Origin of the sequence: Rahnella sp. CFA14(1/10) (assembly GCF_004195095.1) — a bacterium.
GTDB lineage: Bacteria > Pseudomonadota > Gammaproteobacteria > Enterobacterales > Enterobacteriaceae > Rahnella > Rahnella perminowiae.
The window spans coordinates 217376-234285 of the sequence record NZ_SEWS01000003.1 but is presented as its reverse complement, the minus strand read 5'-3'; the positions used below and the strand labels follow the sequence as shown (position 1 = coordinate 234285).

Annotated in this window: 12 protein-coding genes; 3 read left to right on the top strand and 9 right to left on the bottom strand. The window is 55.3% G+C overall.

The window, feature by feature from the left end; translation table 11 throughout:
* Positions 1–7 precede the first annotated feature (7 nt).
* The gene (locus EVX52_RS07710) at positions 8–688 is read left to right on the top strand and encodes a type 1 glutamine amidotransferase domain-containing protein (RefSeq protein ID WP_129991016.1); all 681 of its coding nucleotides are present in this window, start codon (positions 8–10) and stop codon (positions 686–688) included.
* Positions 689–746: 58 nt separating this feature from the next.
* Here EVX52_RS07710 and fbaB read toward each other — a convergent pair whose 3' ends face one another.
* The 7 genes from fbaB to EVX52_RS07675 all read right to left on the bottom strand — a co-directional run bounded on the left by fbaB (position 747) and on the right by EVX52_RS07675 (position 12106).
* Positions 747–1796, bottom strand: coding sequence for a class I fructose-bisphosphate aldolase (gene fbaB, locus EVX52_RS07705; protein WP_129991015.1), 1050 nt, complete (start codon positions 1794–1796; stop codon positions 747–749).
* A gap of 183 nt (positions 1797–1979) precedes the next feature.
* On the bottom strand, positions 1980–4355 hold the full coding sequence (locus EVX52_RS07700; RefSeq protein WP_129953558.1) for a virulence factor SrfC family protein: 2376 nt from the start codon (positions 4353–4355) through the stop codon (positions 1980–1982).
* The gene (locus EVX52_RS07695; RefSeq protein ID WP_129991014.1) at positions 4352–7324 is read right to left on the bottom strand and encodes a virulence factor SrfB; all 2973 of its coding nucleotides are present in this window, start codon (positions 7322–7324) and stop codon (positions 4352–4354) included. Before EVX52_RS07695 ends, EVX52_RS07700 begins: the two co-directional genes overlap by 4 nt.
* 4 nt (positions 7325–7328) lie before the next feature.
* A complete protein-coding gene (locus EVX52_RS07690; RefSeq protein ID WP_129991013.1) occupies positions 7329–8681 on the bottom strand; it encodes an SrfA family protein in 1353 nt (450 codons plus the stop codon).
* A gap of 182 nt (positions 8682–8863) precedes the next feature.
* Positions 8864–9757: a dihydrodipicolinate synthase family protein gene (locus EVX52_RS07685; RefSeq protein WP_129953561.1), complete on the bottom strand. Its 894-nt coding sequence runs from the start codon at positions 9755–9757 to the stop codon at positions 8864–8866.
* A 50-nt stretch (positions 9758–9807) separates the two neighbouring features.
* Entirely contained in the window at positions 9808–11253 is a 1446-nt protein-coding gene (locus EVX52_RS07680) for an MFS transporter (protein WP_205951591.1), read from the bottom strand.
* A gap of 130 nt (positions 11254–11383) precedes the next feature.
* Positions 11384–12106, bottom strand: coding sequence for a 2-phosphosulfolactate phosphatase (locus EVX52_RS07675; RefSeq protein ID WP_129991012.1), 723 nt, complete (start codon positions 12104–12106; stop codon positions 11384–11386).
* A gap of 227 nt (positions 12107–12333) precedes the next feature.
* On the opposite strand from EVX52_RS07675, the gene EVX52_RS07670 reads away from it, so the two are divergent.
* Entirely contained in the window at positions 12334–13257 is a 924-nt protein-coding gene (locus tag EVX52_RS07670) for a DMT family transporter (RefSeq protein WP_129991011.1), read from the top strand.
* A gap of 20 nt (positions 13258–13277) precedes the next feature.
* Here EVX52_RS07670 and EVX52_RS07665 read toward each other — a convergent pair whose 3' ends face one another.
* Entirely contained in the window at positions 13278–14525 is a 1248-nt protein-coding gene (locus tag EVX52_RS07665) for an LVIVD repeat-containing protein (RefSeq protein ID WP_129991122.1), read from the bottom strand.
* 9 nt (positions 14526–14534) lie between these two features.
* Positions 14535–15602 carry a sugar ABC transporter substrate-binding protein gene (locus EVX52_RS07660; protein ID WP_129991010.1) on the bottom strand — a complete coding sequence of 356 codons (1068 nt, stop codon included), beginning with the start codon at positions 15600–15602 and terminating at the stop codon, positions 14535–14537.
* A gap of 220 nt (positions 15603–15822) precedes the next feature.
* Here EVX52_RS07660 and EVX52_RS07655 point away from each other — a divergent pair, with 220 nt between their 5' ends.
* A complete protein-coding gene (locus EVX52_RS07655; RefSeq protein WP_129991009.1) occupies positions 15823–16905 on the top strand; it encodes an oxidoreductase in 1083 nt (360 codons plus the stop codon).
* The last annotated feature ends 5 nt before the right edge of the window (positions 16906–16910 follow it).

Below are 16910 nucleotides of genomic sequence, written 5' to 3'. Positions count from 1 at the left end.
AAACAACATGAAAATTCTGATGGTTCTGACTTCGCACGACACACTGGGCAACACCGGCCGTAAAACAGGTTTCTGGCTGGAAGAGCTGGCAGCACCTTATTATGCGTTTCAAGATGCAGGCGCAGAAATCGTGCTGGCTTCGCCGGCCGGGGGGCAGCCACCGCTGGATCCAAAAAGTAACGAGCCAGATTTTCGCACGGAGCAAACCCGCCGCTTCGAAGCTGATGAGCAGGCAACTGCTCAACTGGCCTCTACCGTTCGTCTGGACAGTATTTCTCAGGCTGATTTCGACGCTGTCTTTTATCCGGGCGGCCATGGCCCGTTGTGGGATCTGGCCGAAGATACCACCTCCATCGAGCTGATCCAGTCATTCCAGGCAGCGGGTAAACTCGTTGCGCTGGTGTGTCATGCGCCGGGTGTCTTACGTCATGTGAAAGATGCGCAGGGTAATCCGCTGGTACAGGGCAAAAAAGTCACCGGTTTCACCAATAGCGAAGAAGCGGCGGTTGGCCTGACCGACGTGGTGCCATTCCTGGTGGAAGATGAGCTGAAATCTTTGGGAGGTGTGTATTCGAAAGGTGCTGACTGGGGATCTTATGTGGTGCAGGACGGTCTGCTGATCACCGGCCAGAATCCGGGTTCTTCCGAAGAAGCTGCAGTACTGCTGGTTGAGCAACTGAGCAAATAAACAGATGCCATAAAAATGACCGGAAGCCCAATCTTCCGGCCATTTTTTATTGTAAGCCTCAGGCGATAGTGACTTTCTTGTCTAAGTACACATCCTGAACGGCGTTAATCAAACTCACACCGTCTTTCATCGATTTCTTAAAGGCTTTTCGTCCCAGAATCAATCCCATCCCGCCAGCACGTTTATTGATAACCGCCGTGCGCACAGATTCCTGAATATCATTTTCGCCTGCCGCACCACCGGAGTTAATCAATCCGGCGCGTCCCATATAGCAGTTCGCCAGTTGATAACGCACCAGATCAATCGGGTGAGCCGTCGTCAGTTTGGAGTAAACCCGTTCATCGGTATAGCCGAATTTAACCGCTTTGTAACCGCCGTTATTTTCCGCCATTTTCTGTTTCACGATATCTGCGCCAATGGTCGCAGCGAGATGGTTCGCCTGGCCGGTTAAGTCGGCGCTGGAGTGATAATCCATGCCGTCCTTCACAAATGCGGGATTGCGCAGATACGCCCATAAAACTGTCACCATACCCAGTTCATGCGCGCGCTCAAAGGCTGCTGAAATTTCTTCTATCTGGCGACGAGATGCTTCTGAGCCAAAATAAATGGTCGCCCCCACAGCCTGCGCACCAAGATTAAACGCCTGTTCCACACTGGCATACAGCGTCTGGTCATATTGCGTTGGATAACTCAGGGTTTCATTGTGATTGAGTTTGACCAGGAACGGGATTTTATGCGCGTAGCGGCGCGAAACGGAGGCCAGTACACCGTAAGTCGACGCCACACAGTTACATCCTGCTTCGATCGCCAACTCAACAATATTTTTAGGATCGAAATACAGCGGATTCGCAGCAAACGAGGCACCGGCGGAGTGTTCTACACCCTGATCAACCGGGAGAATCGACAGATAACCGGTACCGGCTAACCGCCCGGTGTTATACAAATTTTGCATCGCAGCCAGTACGCGCGGAGAACGGTTATTGTCGATCATCACACGGTCAACAAAATCGGCACCCGGCAGGTACAGCTGGTCTGAAGTGATGGTGGAACATTGATGCTGAAGAAGTGAATCGGCTTCTTTGCCTAACAACGCAGTGATATCAGTCATAATGGACTCCGTTTCTGCTCTGTGCGGGACACAAAGCGGTGAATGATATTTCTTTACCCCACTATGTATAGACGGATTATGACCAATTTGTGTGACTCACGCTGCGGTTATGCCTCTGTTTTAGTCCATGCGATACCCGTAAAAAAAACCGGAACAGCATTTTTGCCGTTCCGGTTATTTCTCTCAGCAGTTGGCTGCCAGGGTTCTGAGCAATCGCTCCAGACCTTTACGCTGCTGCGCCGGGATCTCCCCGCCCGCGGCATAACCGGCGTTTCGCATGATGCTTTCCTGCAGACCCACCAGCCAGTCGTAGATGTAAAATGCTGTGGTATTGGTCGGCGTGGCCGAAAGTTTTGTCAGACGCCGGGATGACTTCCAGCTGGCAACACTTTTCTTTGGCTTGGCAAAAATCTTATTGCCTTTATTGATACGGCTTTCCGGGCGTTCGGCTTCCGCTTGTTTCTCAAAGCCCAGCCAGGCCACAAAATCACCCAATACCGTCAGGGCACGTGAAACCTGACGATCTGCATGATGTTCATGTTCCCGTGCCCCCGCTGATAACGCACCGCCGAGTGAACGCACCAGCGCCTCGCCCATGTTCAGACGGAAACTGGCGGTAATCAGCTCCTCCATCAGCAACTCGACGGTCGGTTTAGCCACGCCAAGCAGGGCGATCAGCGGTTCGTTTTCCGGCAAGCTACGCAGATGGTTAATCCAGTAACGCTGTACAAGGCGCGCAAACGCCGTGCCGTCGTCCGGTTTTTCCTGCCAGATCTGCACATCCTGCGGCTCGGCAAATAAATCGATATCAATACCGATACCAAAACTTTCCGCGCCAGACTCATCCTGCTCACCCGTTTCAGTTGGCAGACCGGCATGCTCATGATAAATACGGTGCAGTTCATCGCGGCCGGGCAGCAGTTTTTCCAGCAACTCACCGTGAACGCCCGTGCGGGTTTGCAGCGCCTTAATGACGGTCTGAACTGTACGTTGTTTTTGCGCCGGATCAGCCGCATCACCCGCCTGATACCAGCGTCCAAGCAGATTATCCGCCAGTTCACGGCGCAGCTCATCACGCATTTCGTTCAGGCGGTTCAGCCGGATTTCCGGGCGAATTTCTGCCACAAGATAGTCGGCCATACGTTGCAGACCACGATCATCCATGGCCAGCAGTGCGCCCCAGGCATCACCCGGATTGCCCACATGGCGCTGAACGGCCTCGTCGAAATGCGCTGATCCGCTCACGCGGCGATCGAAGGGGGTTAATACCCACACCAGCCCCGGTTTACGTCGGCCACGCACCTGCGTGTTTTCACCGTGCATTTCCTTAACCCAATGTTCCAGTGTGCGGCCCACGGCTGCCACATCATCACGTACGTCAGCAGCCGTGCAGACCATCAGCATGTTCATTTCGTGACGATCGGTATAGCGCTCCGGCAGGTAAGAAATTTTTGCGCGGAACAGGGCGGAATTTTCATCATCACCGCTTTCATCCGTCAGAGCGCCATGACCGGGCAGATCCAGTAAATCGATCTGTTCGAACAGCACTTCGCGCGGAGGTGAAAGCAGGGGAATTTGCACTTCAGAGGCGAGCATGGTCAGTTCACCCAGTGACAACGTCACAGAAGGCGCGCTGTCATCACCGAACTGCGGGCAAACCGGGATCTGAATATCCCAACCCGGCGACTGGCTGAATATGCCTTCCGCCGGTTGCATGGCCTCATCAACCAGAATACTCAGCGGCGCCAGCAGGCTTTCCGCACCGCTCAGATGTTGCAGCGTGTGGGCGTAATGGCGGTAGGCCGCCGTCAGCGCCGGTTGATTACCCCACAACAGGGAGAACAGACGGGCACGATCGTCAATGTTCAGATAAGGCGCGAGCTTGACTGCCACCGGCCAGTAATGCGCATTCAGATGGCGGAAGCGGCGCGGATCAAGGCGAATCATAGAATCCCATAATCCCATCATCTGTTCGCAGGTAAAACCGTCTACCGGCTCCGGCTGGCGATGCATCATCAGTTTACTGAGATGTTCAGTGATTTGTTGCGTGTCCGCCACGTGATAATGGCTGTCAGGGCGGAAAGCACGGATCACGATGCGGGCAAGATCGGCTTCATTAATCAGCAGCACACGTACCGGAAATGCGCGATCCCGGACGTCGGCCTGGCGGGTAAACCGGGTGGCGAAACGTGCCACGCGGTTCCCGGGATTAATCTGCGTCAGATAATCGAGCGTGACGCCTCCGAGACGGGTTTCCAGCCGCCCGTAGTTACCGGCGGCCAGCGAACAAATCAGATACGATTTCCCGGCCTGAGAGTGCCCGTAAAAACCCAGCGCCGGCGGTAACTCACAGGCCAGCGCCAGACGTTGGGCTTTCTCGCGGCAGCGTATCAGCTGCAAATTCAGCCGGTCGGCTTCCAGATCCAGACGCGGGGCCTGGGCGCGGGTGGCATCGACCCAATCCAGTGCCTCGCCGATGGTGTCAGAGACCGCCGCAAACTGACGTTGCAACACGTTGGTGGTCAGACCGGCATATGTTTCTGTCGTGCTTGTTGTCATGAGACGAATACGCTCCCACTGTCGATCCAATAATGGCTCTCGCCCAGTGTATTTAGCCGCAGGCGCAGGTGATGGGCAGGCACTTTGGTGCCGTTATCCAGCACCGCGCTGGCAATATCAAAAAATTCCGGCGTCGGGTGGTCTTCCCCTTTTTTTACCGCCAGTTTTACCCGCAGCACACTGTCTCCGGCTACTTTCCGCGCCAGTTCAGGCTCGGCGACTGACAGGGTATACAGCGGCGAGGCGGGCCAGCGGTCATTTTCCAACTGACGGAACCCCAGACAAATGGCACCGCGAATACGGAAACTGGCCGCGCTGTCGAGCTTGTAATCGTGGGCATCCAGATCAATATCGCTGTAACAAACGTTATCTTCGGACAGCACCTGGTTGCCGTCGAGCATACCGAGATAGCGTACAGTCGAATACGGCTGGAAATCACCGGCTTTGAAATAGAAGCCAGGCAGACGCAAATCCAGCGCCAGCAGGCACAGCATGGCGCCAACGGCTGCGGTGGATTTCGGGTTGTCGATACGCCCGAGCTTGTTAAACGGATACCAGCCACTGGTGTGATAACCATCAAGCGACAGCATGCGGTTGATCGGCAACGGTTGCAGATGGCGGAACAGCGCCTGAATGCCAGGGAAGCGTGAAGGGCGGCCGGTCAGCAACAACACGTCGCAATCATGCAACGACACCACTTCGCACAGCGACCGCAGATTCTGCGTAATGCTCATGCGGTTGGATAAAAACTCGCTGTGCAGTCTGCTCAGTTTCAGTACCAGCGGCACCTGTAAAATGTCGAACACCGCCGAACCGGCAGGCAGAACACGCTGGATTTCGGTATGCAGATAATCCAGCATTTTCAGCGTCGGTGCCTGCTCCAGCAGTTCACCGAAGGGCGCATCAATTTCTGCATGTGTATCCAGCGGATCAAAGCGTTCATAAACTTCCAGCACTGACCGCGCCAGCGGAATAAAGATTTGCAGCGTACTTTGCTGACGCAAGGTGGCATGGCCATCCATGCGACCCTCGCTGCCAAACAGGCGCGTCATCAGACCATCAGGATTGGCCAGACCGGCTTTTTTCAGCGCCGCATGTAAGGCAGGTAATATATAGAGCTGAATGATATCCAGCAGAATATCGTCACCTGCCACTTTAAAACCTTCGCGAAACAGCAGACGCGGGGTAATTTTGACGTTATTGCCCATCCCGTCGTCGAGCCAGTATTGCGTGATGGCCAGATCGGTCGTCCCGCCGCCGATATCAATCGAAGCAATACGCAGCGTTTTGCCCTCGGGCTCATCGTCGGCCAGTTCGCGGTCAGGGCGCGCCATGCTGGCAAAAAACTCGCCGGTATGACCACCGAAATTCACCTGTGTTTCGTTGTAGAGATACACCATTTGCCCGCAGGTCGCTTCGTCCCATTCCATCTGGACGTCCGGCACCGGCATGCTGCTTTTGGCTTTGTCAGTCTGGCTTTTAAACGCGTCGTCAGACGGGTGCCAGCCCATAGATTTCCACACCAACCCGATGGCTTCCTGCATACGGCGGCGGAAAATTTCACGCTCCGGTTTCGGCATCGCCGAGGGCAATGTCAGAATAATATTGCGCAACTGACGCGGCGCGGAAGAACGCAACATACGGGTGCGCTGAGCCGGGCTATTGATTTGCATCAGCGCCTGCGCCAGCAGTTCAGACAACATCAGCGTCATCACCGAGCTTCGGCTGTAATGCGCGGAAAATACCGGCAGGCGATCTTCTGCTGGCAAATCAGACAGCGGCTGACCGTCGTCATTGATCAGGAATGTCAGTGGCATGGCCGCCGCGACCGGCTCGGTCACCGCACCGTGGCCACCCTGACTGAAACGCCAGCCCGGCGTATAGCTGTCTTCATCCCATAAATAGCGGCGCGGACTGGAAATCCCGGTCGATCCTTCCGTGCCTTCGCGCAGCAGTGCCAGACGACTGGCTTCCCGTCCGGCGCGTAAAATTGACGGCCAGATAAAAGCATCATCGCGGCCGCTTTCGACGGAGAAGTTCGGTTTACCAAAGCGCGCATGGGCAAATTCGACCCGGCTTTCGAACAGCTCGTTATAGAGAAAATGCGGTTCTGAGAGGTCGCGCAGTTGCAGTTCGCTGGTCTGCTTCAGGCCATCGGTTTCACCCACATGGTCTTCCACCAGAATGCCGCAGGTATGCGAATTACCGACATCCAGAATCAGATCGACGTTGATCGCCGGTTCCTGCAAGGTCGCGCCGTTGATCTTGAGCTCAGGAATGCTGAGCTGAGTGCCGAGCATTTCCAGCAGATTCAGGTAATGCGCCTGATATTCGAATTCACGCAGGGCGACTTTAATATTGCGCGCTTCCCGCTCTTCACGCACAGCCGACTGCTCGGTGAATACTTCCCGTAACCAGCCGTCCACCCAGGTCTGATCGAGGAAATCAGGCAGTTCTTCGTTATGCCACGCCAGCGCAAAACTGATGCCGTTTTTCACATCATCCGGCGTCGGTGCCAGCTGAGTTTGTTCGCTATCGCCTTCCGCCACGCGGGTATCAAAGGCAATCACCACGCGGTGTGTGCTGCCATCAGCTTCCGGTGTATCAAGCTCACGGATTTGCACCCGCGCCCAGTTATCCGGGCCAGCCATAAAAGTGCGCGGCGGATTGAAGCGCAGAAACGGCAATGGCAGCCAGATCTGGTCGAGCAATTTGAGCGACTGTTCCAGTGGAAAACTGAACTCAGGACGCACCACTTCCGGCGCACCGCCCTCCAGCCCCGGTAAAAAGTGACGACCGTTTTGCGGATTATAATCCAGGCGCAATAACGGGCCGTTGGCGCTCTTGCGCACAAATTTAGCAGGCAGGCCGTCATCCCATACCGGCTTCAGCGCGAAGTCGAGAAACTGAATGCCGCTGTCCCGGATCAGGGTAATCTTTTGCTTAAAATCTGTAATGGTTGCCAGCATGCTGTTATTTACCTTCGCGCTTGATGGTCATTGGGTAAACCGTGTCGCCGGTATAACGGCCCTGACACACGGCAGCGCCAGTCGCGCCCTGAGTACAACTGATTTCCGGCATCTGATAACGGGAGCCGTCGCTGCATTTCGCTCTGTAACGGCTGTTAATCACCAGATTCCCTGATTGCATCAGCCCGGCATTCACCGCCGCGCGGCAGGTCACGCCTGCACCGTAAGTAATTTTCACTGTACCCTGACCCTGTTTGAACTGATAACGCAGCACCGGCGGCTTACCGGTAACCGGATCTTTGATATCGACCACCACATTCCAGTTACCGTTGAGGAATTTGGTCGAGCCGATTTTTACCGCGTCGGGCGGCATCACCAGAGCATTTTTGCTGACCGGCACAGGCGCTGCGGGTTCAGCGGCAACCGGCGTTTTTTCCACTTCCGCAACCGGCGCAGGGGAAGGCACCACCACCGCAGCCGGAGCAACCGGAAGCGACGACGGTGCCGGCGCTTTCACTTCAGGCGCTTTCACTGACTCAGTCACCGGCGGCGGGGCGATCACCGCAGGTTCCGCAGCCGCCGGTTCCGGCACTTCGTCCTTCACGGTTTCAACTTTTGGTGCAGGCGCGCGGGAATATAACCAGCCTGCGGCAGAAGCGGCAACAACCAGCGCAGCGACCGGCAGTGCCCAGATAAGTGGCGATTTTTTACGGCGCGGCGCGGCGACCGGCTCCGGCGTTGTACTTTCCTGCTCAGCCGCACGGGCTTCAATAGTTTTGATCACACGAACGGGTTCAGGCTTTTCAACCACCGGTTCCGGCGCTTTGATTATTTCTGCTGCCAGCGATAGCGTCGGCAGAGGTTCATCAGCTTTCAGCGTATTACGCAATGCGGCGAAAGCATCAGGGGTACTGGTGCTCTCGAGGCTAACGAAGCCCCAGAATGTCAGCACCGGCTGGCCGCCGACCAGGTACACATGGTTTTGATCCGGAAAACGAAAGGCTTTTTCCAGTAACGCGCCAAAAAACTGTGTAGCTGATTTTTCGGAAGATTTTGCTGCTTTGCTGATTTGTGACACGCTGTCGAGACAGTTCTCCAGCTGGCGCAACGCCGACGCACGCGCGGCATCGGTGGCTGCGGCCCAGGAAACAACTTTGCCTTCACGGGGGGAGTACCAGTCGAGGCGGTCACCGGCCTCGTTAAGCTGCGGGATCGCCAGACAGTCAGCAATGACAGGTTGTTTACGCAGACGTAAGGTTTCGCGTAATTGCAGAGCTGATGCGTAAACCGGTTGTCCGTTTTCGCCCAGCGCAAGGATGTCATTGAGACTGCCACTGCGTAAAAATGATTTTGCCACGCCTGAATAGCCTTTATGGGTTTTGCCCTGCATCAGCGCACGGGCAGAAAAGGTTCATGATGCTGACACCATAAGCGATTTAAGCGAAATCAAACGGGGGAATAAGCGACAAAAAGCGTGGCTGTTTATGGCGTGGGGACGGGAAAAGGAAATGACGGCGGGAGGGGCCCCCGCCATCCGGATCAGGCGCGCAAATCCAGCTGTTCAAGAACAGTGGCCAGATGTTGCCGGTCATCACCGGCCAGAGACTGCAGCGGTAACGGCAGGCAGGGTGCGGCAACAATACCCAGAATTTCCGCTGCGGCAGCGACAACGCGCAGGCTGCCGTGCTGGCGGAATAATGCCCAGAGTGGTTCCAGCTGTGCCGACAATGCCTGTGCCGTCCGGGCATCGCCTTTTTGCGCCGCACGGGTGATCGCCAGCGGAATTTCCGGGAACAAGCCGGCAATCACGGAATACCAGACATCACCGCCTTGCGTCAGTACAGTAGCCGCCGCCAGATCGCCTGCGGCACCAAGCGTCACATGAGAAGGAACAAGCGGACGCAGTTGTTCGAGGCGTTGGCGCGTGGTGAGCGGATCGGCTGAAAGTCCGGGAATTTTGATGCTGGCAACATGCGGTAATTGCGCGATGCGCGCATACAGCTCGTCGGTGAAATCGAAATTCGTCGTTCCCGGATTATCATAAACACACAATGGCACCGAAAGATGGCGGGTGACAGTCTCATACAAGGTAAATACTTCGTCGCTGGTGAGTTTCTGATACGACACCGGCGCCAGTAGCACCGCGCTGACGCCGGCCCGCTGGGCATCTTCTGCCAGATGCAGCACATCAGAAGTGCGCACTGAACCGATACTGACCATCACAGGAATACCCCCGGCGTGTTCCACCGCCAGCCGCGCAACACGGTCGCGCTCACTGTGCTTCAGATAGGCATAACTGCCCGTCGAGCCGAGCGCACCGATCGAATCCACACCGGCGGCAACCAGGCGCTCCATCAGCCTGACAAAGGATTTCTCATCAATACCTTTTTCAGTCAGCGGTGTAAGAGGAAAAGCACTTAATCCTGTGAACATCGGTTTCTCCCAAAGGGGGTAATTAACACACGTTATCATAGAGCAACGGTTCATTTTTTGCCTGAAACGGATGAACCCGCGTCAGGTTTAAGCCGCAGCATATCCAGCCAGCCAATCAGCGTCAGCACGGCAATAACCACAAAGGAAATTTTAAAACTCATGCCCGGAATATCGTCCCAGTGCATCAGACCGGTCAGTTGCTCACCCAGACGTGTGCCCAGCGCCCCGGCGGTGATCCCAAGCCCGACAGACAGTTGCAGCACCGTGCTGAACAGGGTGTTGGCATCAGCCATTTGTTTCGCTGGCACATCGGAAAACGCCAGCGTGCTGATGCCGGTAAACTGCATCGAACGGCTCAGGCCGCCGAGAAATAACAATAACATCACCAGCCAGTCCGGTGTACCCGGCGTCAGGAACGCACAGAACAACAGGGAGAAAACGCTCAGCAGGCCATTAATCACCAGCACCGGCCGGAAGCCAAAACGACGGATCAGCGGCGTAGTGGCCGGTTTCATCGCCAGATTACCGGCAAATACCGCCAGCACCAGCAAACCAGCATGGAAGGGGTCCATGCCAAACCCGACCTGCAACATCAGCGGCAGCAGGAAAGGCACGGCGCTGATGGTCACACGAAACAGCGAACCGCCTCCCATACAGATACGAAACGTCGGAATGACTATCGCCCCGAGGTGAACCATCGGCGCGGGGGCGCGGTAAAGATGCCGGATAGCCAGCACCGAAAGCACCACACCTGCCGCCAGCAACAGTATGGCAACAGTCCATAAAATGTGGTCCTGACTGATCAGCTCCAGACCAGTCACCAGCGAAAGCATCGCCAGCCCGGTCAGCACAAACCCCGACTTGTCGAAATGCTTCGGCTCAGCGGAAGGCGCCTGCGGGAACAGACGCCACGCCAGCATCATCGCGATAATCCCAAGCGGCACATTGATATAGAAAATCCAGTGCCATGAGGCGTAATGGGTGATAAATCCGCCAAGCGGCGGCCCGAGGATCGGTGCCACCAGCGCAGGCCAGGTCAGGGTAGCGATAGCTTTAATAAGCTGCGGTTTCGGCGTCGTTTTCAGCACCGTAAGACGCCCGACAGGCACCATCAGCGCACCGCCGATCCCCTGAATAATACGCAGAATGATGAATTCACTGACGCTGCTTGCCATGGCACAAAACAGCGAGGCCAGCGTAAAGACAGCCAGGGCAAACGTGAAAACATTGCGGGCGCCAAAACGTTCCGCCGCCCAGCCGCTGGCGGGGATCAGCACTGCCAGCGTGAGCATATAGGCACTCATCCCGGCGTTGAGATCAACAGCAGACACCCCGAAGGAAATCGCCATTTGCGGCAGTGCCGTGGCAATCACCGTACCGTCGATAAACTCCATGAAAAAGGCGGCGGCAACCAATAAAGCAATAACGGAGATCCCGGAATTAACGCCGGACGCTTCCTGCGGATGCTCTGACACATCCGGTTTACTGTGGCTCATTATGTTCTGTCCCGGAAAAAAACCACTCGCTGCAAGGCACAGCAAAAGATAGATGATAAGTATTAAACCTATCACACACCTTTAGCCGGGTTATAGATCAACGGAGGATCAAAAAGAGCGATTTTTACGCTTAGCTGACCGCAGTAAAAAACTCCCCCTGTAACTGACAGGCGAAATCACTGACATCTTCCTGCAGACACAGCGTGACATCGGCAGAAAAACCTCGTCGTATGAGTTCACGTGCGGAGCCGCAATCAGCAAGTTCTTGCAGCGTGAGGTTTTGATAAACCGCCTTTGCCGCGCGGGCTTCTGCTGACCACCGACGATTTTGTAAACGTGAAATCAATCCCCCTGCAGCGACCAGATCTTCAAGCGCCGGACGAAGACTGTTGTCCGGCCATTTTTCACCGGCGGGGATCACCAGAATGCGCTGATATTTTTCGCAGGCACGCGCAGTCGCGTTGAGATTGCGCAGGCAGGCGGTGAAAATCGCCGCATTGTGTATTTTGGCTTTAAACGTCAGCGCCGATCCGTTCGGCGAGGGTAATACCAGCCGCGTTCCGGTAGCCATCTCCTGAAGGGAGCAGGGCGAAAGGGTAAAACCCGGCCCCTGAAAACGCCGGTCAAACTGCGCACACTGTGCATTTCGCTCAGCAGCATATTGCTGCGCGCTGGCGTCCTTCCATGGATAGGGGAATATCACACCACCGCGTTCATTCGCTACACTCACGCAGGTAGAAAACGACATCACATCAATAATCACAATACAATCGGCCTTAGCCGCCAGATGCTCCACCGCCTGCGCCCCCCATTCCAGACGCACGTCAAAATCAGCTTGTAAGAAATCCGTCATCAGGAATTATCCTCAGGTGTGCTTTTTCCCCTCCAGATATCACTATCATTTCATTCCCTGTGGTGACGTTAGTTTTTTAACGGCATTCACTGGCAAGTTTCCTGAATAACAAAGCAAGAAAAAGAGGGTTTTTCGGGCTGAACATTCACTACACTGATTAACACGTTTTAGTTGTTCACCTGCATCAATAAAACAAGACATCAGACAATATTCAATAGGGGATGTGAATGAAAAGTGGGGATTATTGCCGACTGCTACTGCTGGCGGCGATCTGGGGTGGCAGTTTTCTGTTTATGCGGGTGGCGGCCCCGGCGTTCAGCGCCATCAATACGGCGTTTCTGCGGGTACTGTTCGGGTTTGTCGGGCTGGTAGTGATCCTGGCGGTAATGAGAACGCCGCGTAATTATCAGCATAAATTTGGCCGCTCGCTGCTGCTCGGAGTGATCAACTCCGGTCTGCCTTTTCTGATGTATTGTCTGGCAGCACGTTGGTTACCCGCAGGGTATTCCGCCATTCTCAACGCCACCACGCCGCTGATGGGTGTCGTGCTTGGCGGTTTATTCTTTCATGAAACCGTGACGCTCAAAAAAGCGTTCGGCGTGCTGACTGGCCTGTTCGGCATAACCTTGCTGACCACCACCGGCAGCGCGGAATCGGTGCCGCAATTACTGGCGGGCGTCATCGCCTGCCTGGTGGCGACCGGCTGTTATGCGGTGGCCGGTTTCCTGACACGCCGCTGGATCACCGAACGTGGCGGGCTGGATCCCAAACTGGTGGCGACCGGTAGTCAGCTCGGCGCGACGCTGTTCCTGTTACCTTTTTTCCTCTATACCTCAGCAACCGAAGCGCCGGTCAGCTGGGCGCAGCCACTGGTCTGGCTCTGTGTGCTGGCGGTCGGTTTTATCTGCACGGCATGGGCGTACATCTTGTATTTCCGTCTGATAGCCGATATCGGCCCGCTGCGCAGCATGACGGTGACTTTTCTGATCCCACCGTTCGGTATTCTGTGGGGTTATCTGCTGCTTAATGAAAAGCTATCGGAAGGTTTTTTCGCGGGCGGCATTCTGATTTGCGTGGCGGTGTGGCTGGTCCTCAGCCCCGGAAAGTCAGTGACGGGAAAAACAAAAACGCCCGCGCCTGAAACCCGGTAAGTTCCGGCGCGGGCAGGGGATCAACCGAGGTATTCGATAATGGATAATCCGCCGTTATAGTCGGTGCTGTAGATAATCCCCTGCGCATCGACAAACACGTCGCAGGACTGAATCACCTGCGGCCTGCCAGGCCGTTTATCCATCATGGTGGCGGGCGCAGCAGGCACCAGCGCACCGGTTTCTTTCGGCTGGTACGGATTGCTGATGTCGTACGCACGTACACCCGCATTCTGGTAGGTCGCGAAAATCAGCGTTGAACTGATAAAGCTGCCCGGCCGGTTTTCATGCAGATTATGCGGTCCGAAATGCGCGCCTTTGCTGACATAATCCCGTTCTCCGGGCTGCGGGAAGGTCGAAATACTCACCGGATTCGACGGCTCGCGCACGTCAAACAGCCAGATCAGCTTTTCGCCATCTTCCTGATTATCCAGCACCGCTTCGTCGAGTACGACCAGCAAATCCCGGTCCGGCAACGGCAGCGCGGTATGCGTGCCGCCGCCAAAGGGCGGGCTCCAGTTGCGATGCGAAATCAGCTGCGGCGCGCTGCGGTCTTTGATATTCAGCAACGTCAGGCCACCGTCACGCCAGCTGGCGTAGGCCGTATCTCCGCTGATAATGGCATGGTGCAGCGCATAACGTTTACCTTCCGGCCAGTCCGGCGTTTCACCGCCTGCGGTATGCATGCCCGGCAACCACCAGCGTCCGGCGACCTGCGGATTACGCGGGTCAGCCAGATCGATAGTCAGGAAGATGTAATCACTGTAGCCATCAATCAGGGCTGAAACGTACGCCCAGCGCCCGCCGACATACCAGATGCGGTGTACACCGATGCCATCCAGACCGAGAAAGCTGATTTCTTTTGGCTGATCGGGCACCGAAATATCAAAGATACGCACACCGGCACTCCAGCCACGCTGTTGCGTACCCTGAACCGTTTCGCTGACGGAACGTGTGTAATAAACCTTTTCATCGGCAAAGCGGACATCCGCGAACAAATCGCGGGCATTGATCACCAGCAGCAAATCGTCATGTGCCTGTAAATGCACATTCCAGGTGCCCGGCGGCGCAGGGACAAAACCGGCGGAGCGCGGTTTTTTCGGGTCCCGCACATCCACAATGGAGAAACCCTGCGAGACCATATGGCCGATATAGGCGTAACCGCGATGAACCATTACCTGGACGCCATCGGGTTTTCCACCCTGATCGCTGTGGCCAATCAGCCGCATATTATGACTGTATTCCGGCGTCGGGAGAGATTGCATTGTCATCATCCGGCCTTATTTTTTGTGCTGCGCTTCAAGAGTGGCGAACCACGGCGCGATGAAATCATCAGATTTGCCCCAGCCGGGGATCACTTTCGCCAGCGATGCCACGTTCACAGCATCAGGGTTGCTTGTCAGCAATGCCTGCGGGATAGCAGCCGCTTTGAATTCATACGTCTCAGGGGTTTTCTCACCGGCAATCTTGTTGGCAACCAGACGCAGGTTTATCGCGCCGATCAGTTTCGGATCCACCGCCACGCTCAGTTTCCACGGGCTGTTGGCCGCGCGCATCAGGCCGATATCCTGATTGGAAATATCGATACTGTAGAGTTTGATTTCAGTGCGGCCATTCTCCTGTAAGGCTTTATATGCGCCCTGACTAAAGGCATCCCAGGTTCCCCAGATCGCGTCGATTTTCCCTTTCGGATATTTCGCCAGCAGCGCGCCGATTTTATTGGCGGTATCACCCTGAACATCCGACGACACAGCACCGACAGATTCCAGCTCATGAATGCCAGGATGGGCGGCTAATACTTTTTTATAGGCATCCTGACGACGTTCCATCGGCGGGAAACCGGCCACCCACAGTTTGACGATATTGGCTTTGCCGTTGAAATCTTTCACCAGTTGCCCGACAGAAAGATCGGTGAGCGAGGCGTCATCCTGTTGGGTCACGGTCACACCGGGAATATTACCGTTCACGGCGGTATCAAACACGGATACCGCGATGCCGCTGGCCGTAATGCGTTTCAGCAAATCGGTGGAATACGGGTCGCGCCCCTGTGACAAAATAATGCCGTCGTATTTCTGACTGATGGCCTGATTCACGAAGTCCTGAAATTTCGCATCGTCACCATTACTGAGGAAAGTACTGACCTGGAAGCCCAGCTTGCGGCCTTCCTGAATAACACCGGACAAAAACTGCGTAGTGTTATCGTCAGACCCTAAATTGCGGATCACGGCAATGCGCACCGGCCCCTGGTGATCGGCGATAGCTTTCGGTACCGGCGCGGTTTCTGCCGCAAAAGAAGGAAAAACGGAGAACAGACTTAACGCCAGTAACGACGCGGAGAACAGTTTCATGGTTATTACCCTGTGTGGTTAATCATCATTTAAACGGGAGGACAATTCATGACAGCCCTTATTCAGGCTTTTATAGTGAGTTAATGAATTGATTGCCCGAGTTTTAATGACCCGGGAATGAATGGCAACGAACGAAAAGGCATAAGTTAATGCCAAAGAGTATTAGCCATCCGGATGGCTGGGCGTAGGATGTTAACAGCCTCTAAATTAAGGATTTCCCATGAGTGATACTGATATTCGCGTGGTGCCCGGCCCCGCCAACTACTTTTCTTTCCCCAGCGCCATAGACCGGCTGGCGCAGTTTTATTCGCCGGAACAACTGGACAAGGCACTGTGGATTTACGGTGAGCGCGCCTTAACCGCCGCTCAGGATTTCCTGCCGGAAGCCTTTACCGCCTCACAGGCGAAACACGTGTTGTTCAAGGCGCATTGCAGCGAAACCGAAGTACAGCGTATTGCGGATACCGGCGGTAATGACCGTCAGGTGGTGATCGGCATCGGCGGCGGCGCAGTACTGGATACCGCCAAAGTTGTGGCGCGCCGGCTCGGCTTGCCGGTGGTGGCGATCCCGACGATTGCAGCGACCTGTGCGGCATGGACGCCGTTGTCAGTGTGGTATAACGATGAAGGTCAGGCGCTGCGTTACGAAATTTTCAATGATGCCAACCATCTGGTGCTGGTCGAGCCGCGTATCATTTTGCGGGCGCCGAAAGAATATCTGCTGGCTGGGATAGGCGATACGCTGGCGAAATGGTATGAAGCGGTGGTGCTCAGTCCGCAGCCGGAAAAACTGCCGTTAACCGTACAGCTTGGTCTGAATACCGCGCTGACTATCCGCGACGTGTTGCTTAATGAAAGCGAAGCGGCTTTACAGGCACAAGACGATAGCCAACTGACGCCACCGTTCCTCAATGTGCTCGATGCCATCATTGCGGGTGGCGGATTGGTGGGCGGACTGGGTGACCGCTATACGCGCATCGCAGCAGCGCATTCGGTACATAACGGCCTGACTGCGTTGCCACAAACTGACGCGTTTCTGCACGGCACTAAAGTCGCTTACGGCATCCTGGTACAAAGTGCGCTACTCAACCAGCCGGAAGTGGTGCAGCAGTTAACCGCGCTGTACAAGGTATTAGATCTGCCGGTCAGTCTGGCGCAATTGCAGGTGGATATTCATGATGAGAAACAGCTTTCCCGTCTGATTGAACGCACCCTCCAGCCCGGAGAATCCATTCATCTGCTGCCGGGAAACCCCAACGCCGAACAACTGCGTCTGGCGTTTGAGTTTGTTGAGAATAAATAAGGCAT